The sequence below is a fragment of the Mycoplasmopsis pulmonis genome, assembly GCF_900660575.1.
GTDB lineage: Bacteria > Bacillota_I > Bacilli_A > Mycoplasmatales > Metamycoplasmataceae > Mycoplasmopsis_B > Mycoplasmopsis_B pulmonis.
Map to the genome: position 1 here is coordinate 45,994 of NZ_LR215008.1, position 15,743 is coordinate 61,736.

A 15,743-nucleotide genomic window follows, 5' to 3' on the forward strand; every position below is an offset into this window, starting at 1 on the left:
AAATTTTTTAATCATTAAATATTCAATATTTCATCTATATATTTTTGCCTTAACTCTAAAAATTTTTTTCTTTCAGGAGACAAATATTCTTTAGGAATTGTTGAAAAATACTCTCTTAAATTCTCATATTTTTTGAAGAAATTTTCAATGTTATTTTCATCTAATTCATCAATTATTATTTTTTTAATTTTTCCTGAATTAGCACTATATGTAAAAGATAATTTATCAAAAAGAAAATGCATTGTTTTGTGTAAAAATAAAAAGTTGTATTTATCACTAATAAAACCTAAAAATTTTTGATATTCATCACTTTCAAAAACACTATCATGATATTTATGTTTAAAAGAAGAACTAAAGACTATTTCCATTAATTTTTTCTTAGAATAACTCACTGGTAAAATATGAGCTTTTTCTAAATCAGGAGTATATTTTCAACTAAAAGTATTTTCATTATTTGTTCTAAATTTTCTTCTTTGTTTGTGAATATCTTGATCAATTTTTTGAAATGAATGAAAAGTTTTTTTCATTTGTAATTCAATATTTTTTTCAATAATTTTAAATTCATCAACTGTTAAATTTTGGTTAAAATCAAAAAATATTTTTTTGGTTATTTCACTTACACTTTCAAGATAATCATCTTTTAAATTTTCACTTTCATAAATCATATTTGCTTGCTTTTTATTTACATTTGTATTCTTATTTTTGAATAGCTTAAAAAATGTAACAAAATTATATTTTTTATTTTTATATACTAAAAGCATTTGACCTGATTTGTGATTTTGAATTTCCCCTGAAGGATTGTTTCCTCTAATTAAAGCTATTATTGACTTTAGTGTTTCTAAATTTAAATTTTGAGTTTTATAATTGATAAAGTTATTGAATATTTTTAGATTATTTTCTGATAATTCAACAACTTTATTTCTAAGACCTTTTTCAGGTCTTATTTCTTGTTTAAAAAGAGGCTCTAATTTTTCAAATAATGCCTTTCTTCGCAAGTAATTTTTGTTCTTATTTTCAAATCATGATTTAGTTGTGTAAATATCAATACTTAAGCTTTTAAATTCAATTATGTAATCATAAATTATTCCATTTTTATCATGTATAAATTTTATTTGTCCCAAAAATTTTGATCTATTGTCTTCTAGATCAAAATTGCTTGATACAAACTCAAAAGATGATCATCTATAACCATATTCCAAAAGCTCTAATTTACTATTATTTTTTAATTTTTTATTAAGCATTTAACAACTTCTTCAAAAAGCGATTCTAAAACTTCAACAGAAATTGAATTTCCACATGTGTAAATTATTTTTGTTTGAGAAATTAAATTTTCTTCTTGTACTTGTTTTGCTTTATCTAAATCAAAACCCATGTATTGATAAGCCTCTAGTGCATTCATTGCTCTAATTTTTTGATTACCATCTTCATCAAAGAAAAATTTAATTCTTGAATTAGCTCCTGATGCAGTTAAAGTAGGGCCTACTTCTTTTGGCAAATACAAAAAAGCCTCTGAATTAAAATTTGTATAATTTTTTATATGTGATTTTCAAATGTTATTTTTTGTAATAGAAAATTCACTTCTTTGATGCTTTAAAAGAAATTCAAATTTTTCATAGTCTTGTGTTTTTGTATATTTGTTATTAAGTAATGTTGATAAATCTTTTTTTCTTGATCTTTTTTCTGGTCATTTAAATTTTGAAAGATCAAAGCTAGAGACCATAAAAAATCTTTGACGATTTTGGCAAGAATTATAATCAGCTGAATTCAAAATTTTCCACTCTGATTTATAACCTAATTTCTCAAGTTTGTCAATTCATAATTTCAAATCATTTTCAAATTTTTTATGTGACAAAGCTTTGACATTTTCTAAAATCAAAAACTTAGGTAAATGATTTTTGGAATTAATTAAAAGCCTTTCAATTTCAAAAAGAAGTGAGCTTCTGCTTCCTTGTTGTAAACCTTTTTGTTTACCTTGCTGTGAGATGTCTTGACAAGGAAATGAATATGTAAAAATATCGATGTCTTTTGGAATTGAATTTAACTTTGTGATATCACTGAAGTTAGTGTGTGTGTGTGTGTGTGTGTGAATTAATCTTAGGAACAACATTGTTTAAAAATGAATTTAAATATGGAAAAATTTTTCTCAATTTTTCCTCATTCATTTTTAAAAAATAATTTGCTTTTACTGGCGCTTTGCTATCAGCTGAAAGAATAAAATTTTTTAGCCTTTCATTCATTTGATTTTTGGTTAAATTTTTTTCAATTTCCATTTTGCCATAATGAATTATTTGATAAGAAATTATTGCATCAATATATCACTCAACTGCACCTAAAGATACTGCTTTAAAGTTGAGTTTTTTTGAAATGTTTTTTAGCGCTTGATATTGAGAACCAATTCCTGCAAAGGTTTCGAATAATTTTATTTCTTTTCTCATAAAATTATTTGAATTATAGCGCGTTTAATTTATGCTTTTGCTAAGCAAAGGCTTTTTAAAACAAAAATATCTATAGAAAAAATTTTAAGTATAATTTCAAAACTATGAAATTACTACTTGCAGGAACACCAGAATTTTCAGTTCCAATCTTTGAAGAACTAATTAAAAAATTTGAAATTGTAGCAATTATTACTCAACCTGATAAACCAAAAAACAGGGGATATTCTCTTGAGGCTTCACCTGTTAAAAAATTAGCACAAAAATATGATATTAAAGTTTATGATCCTGAAAAAATTTCAACTATTTATGATCAAATAAAAGACTTAGAATTTGACTTTTTTTTAACAGCTGCCTATGGACAATACATTCCTGAAAAAATTTTAAATTTACCAAAAATAGCATCTTTAAATGTCCATGGATCTTTACTTCCAAAATATAGAGGAGCAGCTCCTATTCAACATGCTCTTTTAAATGGAGATGATGAAACTGGAATATCACTAATTTATATGACTAAAAAAATGGATGCTGGTAATATTTTAAAAATTGCAAAAATAAAATTAAACGGAAATGAAAATGCAGATGATCTATTTTTGCAAATGTCAAAAATAGCCTCTAAAAACATTGTCCTTTGACTTGAGCAGATTTATCAAAAAGACTTTAGTGAAATAGTCCAAGATGAAGAAAAAGTAAGTTTAAGTCCAAAACTGCTAAAAGAAGATGCTCTTCTTGAAGTTGATAAATTAAGTGTAAAAGATTTTATAAATAAAGTTAGAGCTTTTAGTTTAAATCCAGGAGCTTATTTAATAAAAGATGGAAAAAGAGTCAAAATTTTTAGAGCAACAACTTCTTTGGTTAAAAATGCTTTTGTAGTTGAAGTTCAAGGTCAAAAAATTTATTGTTATGAATATCAATTTGAAGGAAAAAAAAGAGTTAAATTAAATTTTAATCTACTATTTTTCAATAGTGTTATATAATAAAAACTAATTATTATTAAGATGTAAATTGATGATATGTAAAACAAATAATTATTATTTTTTTAAGGAGATATTAGTGATCAGAATAGCTATTAATGGATTCGGAAGAATCGGAAGACTAACTTTTAAAAGATTAGTTGAAAAACACAAAAATGAAGTGGAAATTGTTGCAGTAAATGACTTAACTCAATCTTCAACTTTAATGCACTTATTAAAATTTGACACAGCATATGGAAGATTTAACTCAAAAGTTGAATTAACAGAAAAAGGATTTTCAGTAGATTCAAAAGAAGTTCTAGTTTTTGCAGAAAGAGACCCAAGAAACTTACCTTGAGGAAAATTGGAAATTGACCTTGTTCTAGAGTGTACAGGAATGTTTGCTTCAAAAGAAAAATCTCAAGTTCACCTTGATGCAGGGGCTAAAAGAGTTCTTATTTCAGCTCCAAGTGGCTCAGATGTTAAAACTATTGTTTATGGAGTTAATGACTCTTCTCTTTCTTCAGAGGATAAAATTGTCTCAGCTGCTTCATGTACAACAAACTGCTTGGCTCCACTTGTAAATGCGCTTGAAAAAGAATATGGAATTCTAACAGGTTCTATGACAACAACTCATGCCTACACAGCAGATCAAAGATTACAAGATGCACCACACAATGATCTAAGAAGAGCAAGAGCAGCTGCTCAAAACATGGTGCCTACTTCAACAGGAGCTGCAAAGGCAATTGGTTTAGTTGTTCCTTCAGCTGTTGGTAAATTAGATGGAGTTGCTATAAGAGTTCCTGTTATTACAGGTTCACTTGTTGACTTAGCTGTTCAATTAGAAAAAGATCCTAAATCAGTTGAAGAACTTAATGCAGCAATTAAAAAATATGCTTCAGAATCATTTGAATACTCTGAAGATCCACTTGTTTCTTCAGATATTATTGGATCAAGCTATGGATCAATTTTTGATTCTAAGTTAACCAAAATTATTGGAAGCGGTGAAAATAAACTATACAAACTTTATGCATGATATGACAATGAAGCTTCATTTGTTAGCCAATTTGTTAGAACAGCACTAGCTTTTGGTAAAAAATAACTAACAAGACTTTTTTTGAAAATATTTTTCTAAAATTTGACCTTTAGGAAAATATTTTTTTATTTTTTTCTTTAAAAAAGGTAAAATTGTATCTTAAATGTGCGAAAACTAGGAGGTTATAGATGAGAGGATTTTTTAAATGGCAGGGTAATCAATTATCTTTTGAAGGGGCTTCTTTTATATTTTTTAATATTTTTTGAGTTAGCTTTTTAGTTATTGCTTTTGGACTATGGCTTTTTAAAGATAAAGTTTTTCAATATTTTAATTCCATAGACGGAAGAAAAACACTCTCTCCAAGAAACATCTTCATTTACTCAAGTGCATCTTTAATTCTAGTTTTAAATGTAGTAAGGCTTTATGTTTTAATTGGCTCAAATTATCCAAACAAATGAGAATATTTACCACTTCATTTATGTAGAATCTTAGTTTTTAGTTTAATGTTTTGTTTATATACAAAAAAAATAAGATGAATTAACTACATTGGATACACCTCAATTATCTCTGCTTTTGTTGGTCTAGTTTTACCTGATTTAAGTAATAATGAATATTGACAAGCAAGAGGAGGAGTTTCAATAGGTATTGATTCATATATATATTGAGATTTTCTATTAATTCATACAATTGGTTTTTTTGTTCCAATTTTTGTTTTTATTGCTTTTGGGCAAAAAATAACTTTTTCAAATTATCTAGCAATGTTTTTTGTAGGATTTTCAATTGCACTAAGTATTTTTGTTTTAAATTACATCCTTTCATCTAATAGTGATCCTTCATGACAAAGTAATTGATTTTATCTATCAATTGATTCAATCAATACAACTTATTCATCAATTCTTGGAAAAGCTTCTTCTTGACCATTTCATGTCTTTACTTTTAGCTTTATTGGCTTTGCTGCAACTACAGTTATTTTGATTATTTATTTTTTACAAGACAAAGTCAGAATTATTTATGTTAACAAAAAACTGACAATTAAAATTATCCCTTCATTTAACTGAATGTTTTTTGTAGATAGCTATAAAGAATTTTCAAATAAATTCAAAAAAGTACAAAACAAAAATGCATAAAAAAAGCCAACTTCAATAAGTTGGTTTTTAATTATTTTATGCAAAATAAACAAGATAAATTATGCAAAGTTATAAAATAGCAAATACTTTTTGCTATTATTGAGTTTAAAATTCTATATTATTATTAATGATATAACTTCTGGAGTATTAAAAATGAATTATAAGGCATTATATAGAGTGTATCGTCCAACAACTTTTGATGAAGTTAATGGACAAGATCATATTGTTGCAACTCTAAAAAATATTATTTTAACAAACAAGATTTCTCATGGTTATTTATTCAACGGACCAAGAGGAACTGGTAAAACTTCTGTTGCAAAAATTTTTGCAACAGCTCTTAATTGTATTCACAAAAATGATGATTTTAATCCATGTCAAATTTGTATTGAAAATAGCAATAAAAATATTGACATAATTGAAATGGATGCCGCTTCAAATAATAGTGTCGATGATGTAAGAAGATTAAATGAAGAGTTAAAATCTCTGCCTTTAAAAGGAGAATATCGAATCTACATCATCGATGAAGTTCATATGTTTACTAAATCTGCTTTTAATGCTCTTTTAAAATCTTTGGAAGAACCCCCTAAACATGTAATTTTTATTTTTGCTACAACTGAGTCTCACAAAATACCCAATACAATTCTTTCAAGAGTTCAACGCTTTAACTTTAGAAGAATTTCCAACGATGTCATCATTGGTCATTTAGCCAATATTCTTGAAAAAGAAAAAATTAACTATGAACCTAAGTCGTTAGTTTACATAGCATCTCTAGCTTCAGGAAGCTTTAGAGATGCCCTTTCCATTGCAGATCAAGCTTCCATTTATGGTCAAGGAAAAATTACTCTTAAAAATTTAATAACTTCATTTGGCATAAGTTCAAATGAATCAGTTATTAACTTAATTAATAACACTGTTTTTAATCTTTATGAGGCCATTAATAATTTAGATGAGTTTAAAAAAAATGGAGCAGATCCTGAATATTTATTAATATCTTTAATCAACATAATTAAAGACTTTATTGTTTTTAAAAAAACTAATAACCTTTCTTTTTTAGCTCTTTTAAGCTTTGATGAAATTGATCTTATTAAAATAGATTTACAAAAAAGTTATTTCATCATTGAAGAGGCCATGAAGACTCTTGAGTTTTTAAGAATTTCTGAAATGCCTTTTGATGCAATTGAAATATTGATTATTAAAGTTCATAAAAAAATTGGTCAAGAAGAAGAAAAAGAAAATGAAAATGAAAAACTAAAAATAATTCAAAACTCAATAGATAATGAAAAAATTAAAGATGAACTTTTAAACTATGCAAGTGCTTCAAAAGGATCCATTGGAACAAACACCATAGAAACATCTATTTTAGAAACTTCAGAAGATGAAGAGGCTCAAAGTCTTACCCAAATTTTAAATAGTGGAGAAATGGATTTAAAATTGAAAGAAAAAACTAATAATAGCTGAGATAAAACCCAAAATCATAAACAACAAAGCAACACTGATTTGATTTCAAAAACAAATGAAATAATTACAAATTTAAATGAAAATGAAGCTAGCATATCTGAGTTAGATCAAAACATCATTACCTCAGAAATTGATAACAATTTTGAAGATGATAATTTAATATCAACTGGAGAATTTTCACTTGAGAATTATTTAAAAAATCAAGATAGTAGCGCTCAATCAAATCAACGTAAAATTGAAGATTTTTTATTTAGTGCTAAAAATGAAATTCCTCATGAAACTAACCTTACAAAAACCATAAATGCCACTTTAAAAAATCAAGAAAAAGCAAATGAAAATTTTACAAAAGAGCAAGATAGTTCTGTTAAAGAAATTCTTGAAACTTTAAAAATAGAATTAAGTAAAAAAAGCCAAGAAATTGAAGTGGATCAAGGAGATTTTTACACTGATAATTCAAGCAAAGAAAATGAAATAATTGATACAAATCAATTTGATTATACAACTAAAGAAAAACTAAAAACATCTGATTTATTTTTTACAGAAGAAAAGCCAATTTTAGAGAGAGTAAAAGTTGATAATCTTTATAAAAAAACAACTGAAGAAATTAAAGTAGATAAAACAAAAACAACTACTACAACTACAGAGAGTCAAGATGTTGTAATTGAAAAAGTTAATGAAGATAAATATAGCGTTGATGAAGTTATAAATATGTTTTTACAACATGACAATGCTAACTATAGAGAAGAGTCAAAAATGGCAATTCAAAATGCAAATAACTTTTTGGCAAATCCAAGATTTAGAAAGTATGCTCATTTTTTTTCAGCAGTTCATTGCGTTGCTGCAAACAAAAATTTTGTGGTTGTCTCTTCTGAAATCAACTTAGATATTTTTAACTTACTTGAATCAATAGAAAAAGTTGAATTTAAAAATTTTATTAATGATTTATATGGCTATCCAAAATATGTTTTTCCAATTACAGAGAGTCTTTGAAAATTAGCTAAAATTAAATGACAAGATATTAAAAACAAAAAAATTCCTGTTCCAGAGATAAAAAAAATTGAAATTGAAAATGTAGATAAAAAAGCAACCCAATTTTTTTCAAAAATTTTTGGTAACATAACAACAAAAAAAAGAGGTGAATAATATGAATATAAATGAAATGTTAAAACAAGCTAAAAAAATGCAAAGTGAAATTGAGCTTAAGGAAAAAGAGCTTTATAAAAAAGAGTTTACAATTGAAAAACAAGGGCTAACTCTTGTATTAAATGGTAAAAGAGAAGTTTTAAAAATTGATATTAATGAAGCATTAGTTGATCCAGAGGATAAAGACATCCTAGAGGATTTATTGCTTTTAGCTTTTAATGAAGCTATGGAAAAAATTGATGAGGCTCACAAGGAAATTGAAAAGCAAATTCCAAGTGGTAAATTGCCATTTTAAAAGTTTTTAAAAATGAAAAACCAGTATATTGATAATTTAATATTAAATCTTAAAAAGCTTCCTGGAGTTGGAACAAAACAAGCTGAGAAAATTAGCTTTTTTTTATTAAAACAAAATGAAAATGAAGTTGAACAAATTATCAATTCCATTGTTGATTTAAAGAAAAACATTAAAGAATGTCAAAATTGTAATTTTCTACAATCAAATAACATTTGCCATTTTTGTATGGATAAATCCAGAAACAAACAACTTATGATTTTTGAAACTACAAGTGATGCATTGAAATTTGAAAAACTTGGGATTTATCGAGGAAAATACTTTATCATTAAAAACCTCATTGAAAATGTTAAAAATGCCAATGAACCAAAGTGAAAAGATAAACTCCTTCATTATGCAAGTAATTTTGAAGAAATTATAATTGCACTCAATCCAACTATTGAAGGACAAATAACTAGTAATTACATTAAAGTTATTTTAGAAGAGGTTGCTTTAAAAGTTACTAAATTAGCTCAAGGTCTTCCAATTAATTCACAAATTGAATATATAGACCCAATAACGCTTAATTTGTCTTTTGAAAATAGAAAATAAAAGCGACAAAGAGGAGGATCAAATGTTTATAACTTTTGAGGGAATAGACGCTTCAGGTAAAACAAGTTTACTTGCAAAATTAAAAGCACATGTAGTGCAAAAAAATTTGCAAGGAAAGTGCACTTTTACATGAGAGCCAGGTGGAAGAAAAAGTCCTGAAATTCAAACTATTAGACATTTGATTCTAAACAAAGAAAGTAACTTAAGCCCAATAGCTGAAGCTTTTTTATATTCTTCGGCTAGAAGAATTCATCTTGATAAAGTAATTCTTCCCAACTTAGCAAAAAACAAAGTGGTTTTTTGTGATCGCTTTGTAGATTCATCTTTTGCCTATCAAGCCTTTGGTAGAGATTTAGGTTTTGAAAAAATTAAACTCTTAAATGAACTTGCAACTGATAAAAAATATCCTGATATTACTTTTATTTTAAAAATCAGTTATGAAGAATCAATGGAGCGAAGAAAAGCAAGACAAGAAGATGAAGATCGTCTTGAAAAAGAAGAAAATTCTTTTTATCAAAAGGTAATAAAAGGCTATGATTTTTTAGCTTCTTATCCAGAATTTCAAAAGAGAATTTTTGTCATAGATGCAAGCAAAAATCAAGAAGAAATTTTTGAAAGTGTTTTAAAAATTTTAAAAGATCACAAGACTTTTCAAACTCATCCAATATACAAAGATTTTTTTAGTTAGGATTTAAAATAAAACTATGAATAGTGCAATTAAATACATTGATAATTTAGAAAAAACAAATAAGATTTCTCACTCTTATATTATTAAATCAAGCGCTAATGTTGATCTTAATTATTATGTTTTATATTTTGTAAATAAATTTTTAAAATTACAATTAGAAAATCTAAATAAAGAGACTTTACCAATCAATGTTTTACTCTTAGATGAAGGTGATGTTTCAAAAGAAAATTTAATTGTTTCTTTGAAAAAAATATCTCTTTCTCCAATTGTTGGAGGACAAAAAAAGATCTTAATAATTAAGGACATTGAAAAATCTTCTAAACAAATGATTAATGCACTTTTAAAAACTTTAGAAGAGCCCTCACCTAACGTGGTGATTTTGCTAGTTACAAACAATTTTCATAGCATCATCTCAACTATTCGCTCACGCTGTCAAATCATTGGAGTAAACCAACCTGACATTCAAGAATTAAAGGCTTTTGTTAAAAGTCTAAATTACCAAAGTGAATTTGAAAAAATCTATTTAGAAATTTACAAAAACAAAGAAGATCTTGCAAAAATGATTAACTTAGAAAATGATAATTTGATTAAAGATTTTATTAAAGCCATTGGTCAAAGTAGAAAAAGTAAATATAGCTTAGTTTTATTTTTAGAGAAAAATTTAAACAAAAAAAATTGCCAGTTTATCTCAAAGTTAGCTCATATTTTATTTAAGTTAATTTGAAGTGAGGATAAAAATTTTAAGATTCCAAAAATTAAAAATACTTTTGAAAAATTAAAATTAATGAACATCAACTTTTCAGAGGTTTCTTTGATATTTGACTCATTTTTTAAAAAGACTCAAACATCACTTAATTTCTTTATTTTAAAGGAAAAGTTGATGATTTCAATTATGGATATTTATGGCTAAAATTTATATTGTAGGCACTCCCATAGGTAATTTATCAGATATTACTCTAAGGGCTCTAGAAACACTTAAAAAAGTTGATTATATAGCTTGCGAAGATACGCGAGTAAGTAAGATTTTATTAAACCATTATCAAATTAATAAACCACTTTTTTCTTATCACAAATTTAATGAAAAATCAAAACTTAATTACATTTTTGAACTTGTTGAATCAGGCAGTGATGTAGCTTTAATAAGTGACTCTGGAATGCCTGTTATTTCTGATCCTGGATTTTTGTTAATTAGAGAAGCTAAGAAAAAAAATATCGACCTTGAAGTAATTCCTGGAGTTTCAGCCTTTAGCATGGCTTTTGTAAAATCATCATTTCCACTTCCTTTTAGTTTTTTAGGATTTTTAAATGATAAAACTGGCAAAAGAAAAAATGAACTTAAAAAACTTAGTGCTGGAATCAGTTATATTAGCTATGTTTCAAAGTATAAATTGATTCAAACCTTAAAGGATTTAAAAGAAGTTTTTGGTTTGAATGTAGAGGTATTTTTGACAAGAGAGTTAACTAAAAAATTTGAAAACGACTACACTGGAACAATTGATGAAATTATTGACCAGCTAGGTGAGAGTATTAAGGGTGAATTTACACTTATTTTTTTTATAAAACAAGCTTAGCATTTTTGATATTTAATGTATAATTCTTTTTGTTTGTGGTGAATATGGCGAAGGGGTCAACGCATCGGGTTGTGGTTCCGACATTCGCGGGTTCGAATCCCGTTATTCACCCCATTTTTTTATGCTTTTTTCTAAAACAAAAAACAAAGTTCATCATTTAAAAATGAACTTTGTTTAAAATTATTTTTTTAAGTTTCTAGCATTATTGAGCTGGAAAAATTATTTTTTGTTTTGCTAAAAATTCTGGTTTATTAACCTCATTTACTTGATATCCAAACAATTCTTTTTTAGCCTCATCATTAGGATTTTGATATTTTTCAAAGTAGCTTGTAAAGATTTCAACTTGAGAATTTAATTCTAAGACTTTAACAATTTTATTTTTATTTCCTGGATCATCAAGATTTAGCATTGTATAACCATCTCCACCAATAGAAATAAAGTCATTAGTTGTAATGTAATAGATTTGATTTTCATCTATGTCTTTTCCATTAATTTGAATTTTCTTAACTTTGTATTGGTATTTTTTGCTTCCTTGTACTAGAGTTTTTTCAACTATAGCTTCATAACTCACATTTGAAGAAAGCTGAGAAAATCCTCCTGTTTGTCCCTTTTGAAGTCCATGAGTAATGGCTTGTTTTAGAACTGTTCCATTAACTTTTAAAGTAACAGAGTTATTACCAAAAGGAGCAATGGCAACTAGATCACCTTTTTTAATTTTTCCAGTTTTTAAATCAACTCTTAATCCACCACCATTTACTAAGGCAATGTGATTGTCTAAAGTTGCAGCAGCTAAATTTTCATTAGTTGAATTTGCCTCTCAGAACTTAGCTAAAGTAGCTGCATGAGCTAAGGAATTAGCTCATAAAACTCCTAAAGGAGTAGCTTTTGTTCTTCCTGAAATATAAGTATTTCCACCAATGACTACATCTTCGGTGTGTCTAAAACTTTGCTCAGTTGTAAATAATTCAATATTGTTTTCAACGTTATATAAATCCTCTAGTAACCTAATTACTTCAGAGGTATAGTTTGCATTTGCAACTAAAACTTCATTGACATTTCTTAGAGACTGTTCAACTCTTGAAATTGTTTTAGTTTTAGTATCAAAAACAATATCAATTTCACCAATATATTTACTATAAGCTTCAGTTTGAGTTAAATATCTTTTATCATAAACATACTTTTGATTTTTAATTGGAATATAAGTATGAGAGTGGCCATCTATTAATAAGTCAATATCTTTAACTTTTGATATTAAAGTTGAAGAGTCTCACTCGACTCTATCTCTTCCAATTCCTAGGTGAGTTGTGGCAATAATTAAATCAACATTTTCTTTTTGCTTAATTTCAGCTATAACTTTTTTAGCTTCAGTTACTGGATCTCTAAATTCTACTAAAACTGAATTTTTTGGGCTTGAAGTATAAGCTGTATCTGGAGTTGTTATTGCAATAATTGCTACTTTTAAACCATTTTCCAAATTTTTAATTAAATATGGTTTAAAAACTCTTTGGCCTACTTTTGATTGATCATAATTTGCTGGAGCAACTTTACCTTCATAGTCTTTATAATAAATATTTGCAGAAAGAAAAGGACTAGCTTTTCCATTATCTAATTTAGAGTTATATTCATTTAATTTTTTAATATGTTCTAAACCAAAATCAAATTCATGATTTCCAATTGTTAGTGAATCATATTTCAAATGTTTAGCAATTTTTGAAATTGTTTCACCCTTGTCAAAATCTGACAATGGAAGTCCTTGTATTAAATCACCAGCTGAGATTAGTAAATCACGATTTTTATCACTTAAAAATTCTGAAATTGCTTCAAAACCTACATAATTACTAAATCTTCCAGTATCTGTTTTTAATCTTCCATGTTCATCATTTGTATGAAAAATTTTCACTGATTTTAAGTGAGATTTTTTTTCACTATCTCTAATTTGTTTATTAAGTGAATTTAAATTTTGCACTAAGGGCTTAAGATTGTTTTGGTATTCAGCATAAATTGAAAACAATAAATCTTTTTGTGCACTTAAAGCTGATCTATATTCAAGAGATTTTTTATCATGCTTTTTGTCTAATCCATTAATTTCCTTATAAATGTCTTGATGTTTTTTAGCTAAAGAGGACAATTTTTCATTGTAATTTTTTAAAATTTTGAAATATTCTTCTCTTAATTCTGTGTCAGTTTTAGTTTTATTAACTTGAGTGGTTTTTTCTTCGGTTTTTGGTTTTTCTATCTTACTAACATTGCAACTAGTTGCTACTGTAAAAATTGTTGGAATGGCTAAAAAAGAAGACATTACCAAGAATAATTTTTTTCTTAATTTCATAAAATTTAACTCCTTTTTTTTGTAAAAATGTAATCAATAAAATTTAATTATACAATTGAGTTTTTTAAAATTTCACTTAATTTAAAAAAGTCTAAAAAAATAGTGAAATTCTAAGAATAATTGCTAGAGCCCATTTATAATTTAACTACCTTAAAAATTATAATTTTTAAGTTTGTCCAAAAATAGAAAAGGAAACAAATGCATAAAAAATTTTTATTAACTTTTGGCTTGCCTTTTTTGATTGGTGTGCCAGCCTTAGCTACAATCGCTTGTAAAATCAATGACAATGGAAAAAATCAAATCCAAAGACAAGTTCTATCTTTTATTTCAAAAGACAAACAAACTGATCACGAAAAGTATTTATCAGCTAAAGCAGTTTTTGATTTTAGTACTGAAAATGTAACAACAAGAGCAGGACTTCCTGTTAGAAAAAGTGTGATGATTTTAGGAATTTACAAAAACTTAGGAATCAAAGCAAATAATTCCCTTTCAAGTCAAAGTAAATTTGTAGAGCATGTTAATAATCTATTAGATTCAAAAGATCAGCTAAAAATAAAATCTGAAGATATTGACAAAGTTTATATTTCAACAAATGTTGATACAAATAAAAATATTGACAATGACTTTGTAAAAAGTACATACAAAAATCCAATAGTCACTGAAAATTTAAAATTTGTAATTATTAAAAAAGATAAAAATGTTATTGAAATCAGTGGTGAATTAAAAATCAAATTAGATGATTATCGAAAAGTTGATTCAAGCACACTTCAAGCAACAACAAAAAATCCAGTCATTGATTTAACTAAATTAACAGTTAGCAATGATTCAATTGTAAATAATAAAATTGAAGCTTCAAAAGTAATAAATTATTTAAATCAATATTTTAAAGTTGCTCAACATGGTCACCAAAGTCCAAACTGGCCTTTAAAAGGCAACATCGATGAAAATGAAAAATTCATTTTTAAAAATGTTTCTGGTGAAAATCAAAAAATTGAATTAACTGATACTGAAAAAAATGATCCTAAAATCATTGGAATTAAATATACACTTCCTGAATCAAAAATTCATCAGTTAATAAAACTTTATGAAACAAATGCAAAATTAAATGATGCCTCTAAAACTCACGGTGATTTTCCAAAAGCTAGAGTTGGTAGAGCTGTTGAAGAATTAAAATTTGAATTAACTGATAAAACCAAAGAAAAAGAGAGCTTAACACTAAATGATCAAGGTGAAGTTGAAATTGAAGCTGATTTAACTATTTCATTTATTAGTCACTGAGGTTGAATTAAAAAACCAGAAGATAGAACAAAATACTTAGACAGAATTAGAGAGTGAAAACTTACAAATATTAAATTCAAAGTAAAATTTAATAAAACAAGCTAAGTTTTAAAATAGAAAAAAATATGAATGATACTCTTAAATTTTTTTAAGAGTGTTTTTATTGTTTTTGATGATGTTTTTATTTTAGAAACATATTATTTCAATCCATTATTAAAATCCAATTTTAATTATCAATATTAAACATTTAAACAAATTAAAAAAGAATAAAATAATCTCCTTTAATATAGGGGTGATTCTCAAGTAACTAAATATAAGAGCAAGAAAGAAATGATTTCATTTTTTAAGACATTTTATGATGCAAAACTAAGATAAAAAAATGCATGTTTTAGTACAAAATTAAATTCTTTAAAAAACAAAAAAAATCTTTAATTTTACAAACCAAAAAATTTCTTATCATAAAGAAAAAAATAATACTCAAGATCAAAAAAATAAAAAATCATTTCATAAAAACAAAAACATATTTAGTTTAAAAATTTGAAATGTATATTCATTAATAGAATAATGAAAAATTGTGATCGATACTGGAATGAAAAATAAGTCAAAAAGTTGAGATGTTATAAGTATTTTAAATATTATTTTTTTGTTTTAATTTATAAACTTCTTTAATTACATTTAAGTTCTTTTTGTGTTAATGAAATAATGAATTTTTAGAATAACAAAACAACTAATCATTTTATAAATTCAAAAGCATTTTTTAATTATTAATTAAACCATAATTAAAACTAAAAATTTTGATTTAATAAAGGTTAAAAATTAATATGTAATTTTTTATATAAAATTTT

Annotated in this window: 14 protein-coding genes and 1 tRNA gene; 11 read left to right on the forward strand and 4 right to left on the reverse strand. The window is 25.7% G+C overall.

Annotation, left to right across the window (positions count from 1 at the left end; all coding sequences use genetic code 4):
- Positions 1-14: 14 nt before the first annotated feature.
- Genes EXC36_RS00205 through dcm_N form a run of 3 tightly spaced genes read right to left on the reverse strand, consistent with a single transcriptional unit; the run spans position 15 to position 2,435 of the window.
- Complete coding sequence (locus tag EXC36_RS00205) at positions 15-1,241, reverse strand: MAG4270 family putative restriction endonuclease (protein WP_010924846.1); 1,227 nt, start codon at positions 1,239-1,241, stop codon at positions 15-17.
- Positions 1,223-2,107 (reverse strand): DNA (cytosine-5-)-methyltransferase, encoded by an 885-nt coding sequence (gene dcm, locus EXC36_RS00210; protein ID WP_223212134.1) that lies wholly within the window; start codon positions 2,105-2,107, stop codon positions 1,223-1,225. The genes EXC36_RS00205 and dcm overlap by 19 nt, the downstream gene beginning before the upstream one ends.
- Positions 2,061-2,435 (reverse strand): DNA (cytosine-5-)-methyltransferase N-terminal subunit, encoded by a 375-nt coding sequence (gene dcm_N, locus EXC36_RS04015; RefSeq protein WP_223212135.1) that lies wholly within the window; start codon positions 2,433-2,435, stop codon positions 2,061-2,063. Before dcm_N ends, dcm begins: the two co-directional genes overlap by 47 nt.
- Before the next feature lie 104 nt (positions 2,436-2,539).
- Between dcm_N and fmt the strand changes: the two genes are divergently transcribed.
- From fmt to EXC36_RS00260, 10 genes are all read left to right on the forward strand, one after another.
- Positions 2,540-3,409 carry a methionyl-tRNA formyltransferase gene (fmt, locus tag EXC36_RS00215; protein WP_010924849.1) on the forward strand — a complete coding sequence of 290 codons (870 nt, stop codon included), beginning with the start codon at positions 2,540-2,542 and terminating at the stop codon, positions 3,407-3,409.
- A gap of 31 nt (positions 3,410-3,440) precedes the next feature.
- Complete coding sequence (gene gap / locus EXC36_RS00220) at positions 3,441-4,487, forward strand: type I glyceraldehyde-3-phosphate dehydrogenase (protein ID WP_083801822.1); 1,047 nt, start codon at positions 3,441-3,443, stop codon at positions 4,485-4,487.
- 122 nt (positions 4,488-4,609) lie between these two features.
- Positions 4,610-5,548, forward strand: coding sequence for a YwaF family protein (locus tag EXC36_RS00225; RefSeq protein WP_129689960.1), 939 nt, complete (start codon positions 4,610-4,612; stop codon positions 5,546-5,548).
- A gap of 153 nt (positions 5,549-5,701) precedes the next feature.
- Entirely contained in the window at positions 5,702-8,149 is a 2,448-nt protein-coding gene (gene dnaX / locus EXC36_RS00230; RefSeq protein WP_083801823.1) for a DNA polymerase III subunit gamma/tau, read from the forward strand.
- A gap of 1 nt (position 8,150) precedes the next feature.
- Positions 8,151-8,444: a YbaB/EbfC family nucleoid-associated protein gene (locus EXC36_RS00235; protein ID WP_041363888.1), complete on the forward strand. Its 294-nt coding sequence runs from the start codon at positions 8,151-8,153 to the stop codon at positions 8,442-8,444.
- 12 nt (positions 8,445-8,456) lie between these two features.
- Complete coding sequence (recR, locus tag EXC36_RS00240) at positions 8,457-9,032, forward strand: recombination mediator RecR (protein WP_129689962.1); 576 nt, start codon at positions 8,457-8,459, stop codon at positions 9,030-9,032.
- Positions 9,033-9,054: 22 nt separating this feature from the next.
- Positions 9,055-9,720, forward strand: a complete 666-nt coding sequence (gene tmk, locus EXC36_RS00245) for a dTMP kinase (RefSeq protein WP_041364280.1) — start codon at positions 9,055-9,057, stop codon at positions 9,718-9,720.
- Positions 9,721-9,736: 16 nt separating this feature from the next.
- A complete protein-coding gene (locus tag EXC36_RS00250) occupies positions 9,737-10,630 on the forward strand; it encodes an AAA family ATPase (protein ID WP_010924857.1) in 894 nt (297 codons plus the stop codon).
- Positions 10,623-11,291: a 16S rRNA (cytidine(1402)-2'-O)-methyltransferase gene (rsmI, locus tag EXC36_RS00255; protein WP_010924858.1), complete on the forward strand. Its 669-nt coding sequence runs from the start codon at positions 10,623-10,625 to the stop codon at positions 11,289-11,291. The genes EXC36_RS00250 and rsmI overlap by 8 nt, the downstream gene beginning before the upstream one ends.
- A gap of 38 nt (positions 11,292-11,329) precedes the next feature.
- Positions 11,330-11,405: transfer RNA gene (locus EXC36_RS00260), tRNA-His, on the forward strand.
- A gap of 88 nt (positions 11,406-11,493) precedes the next feature.
- Here the strand turns inward: EXC36_RS00260 and EXC36_RS00265 are convergent.
- Positions 11,494-13,620: a bifunctional metallophosphatase/5'-nucleotidase gene (locus EXC36_RS00265; RefSeq protein WP_129689964.1), complete on the reverse strand. Its 2,127-nt coding sequence runs from the start codon at positions 13,618-13,620 to the stop codon at positions 11,494-11,496.
- A 198-nt stretch (positions 13,621-13,818) separates the two neighbouring features.
- Here EXC36_RS00265 and EXC36_RS00270 point away from each other — a divergent pair, with 198 nt between their 5' ends.
- Positions 13,819-15,003, forward strand: a complete 1,185-nt coding sequence (locus EXC36_RS00270) for a hypothetical protein (protein ID WP_010924861.1) — start codon at positions 13,819-13,821, stop codon at positions 15,001-15,003.
- Positions 15,004-15,743 lie beyond the last annotated feature (740 nt).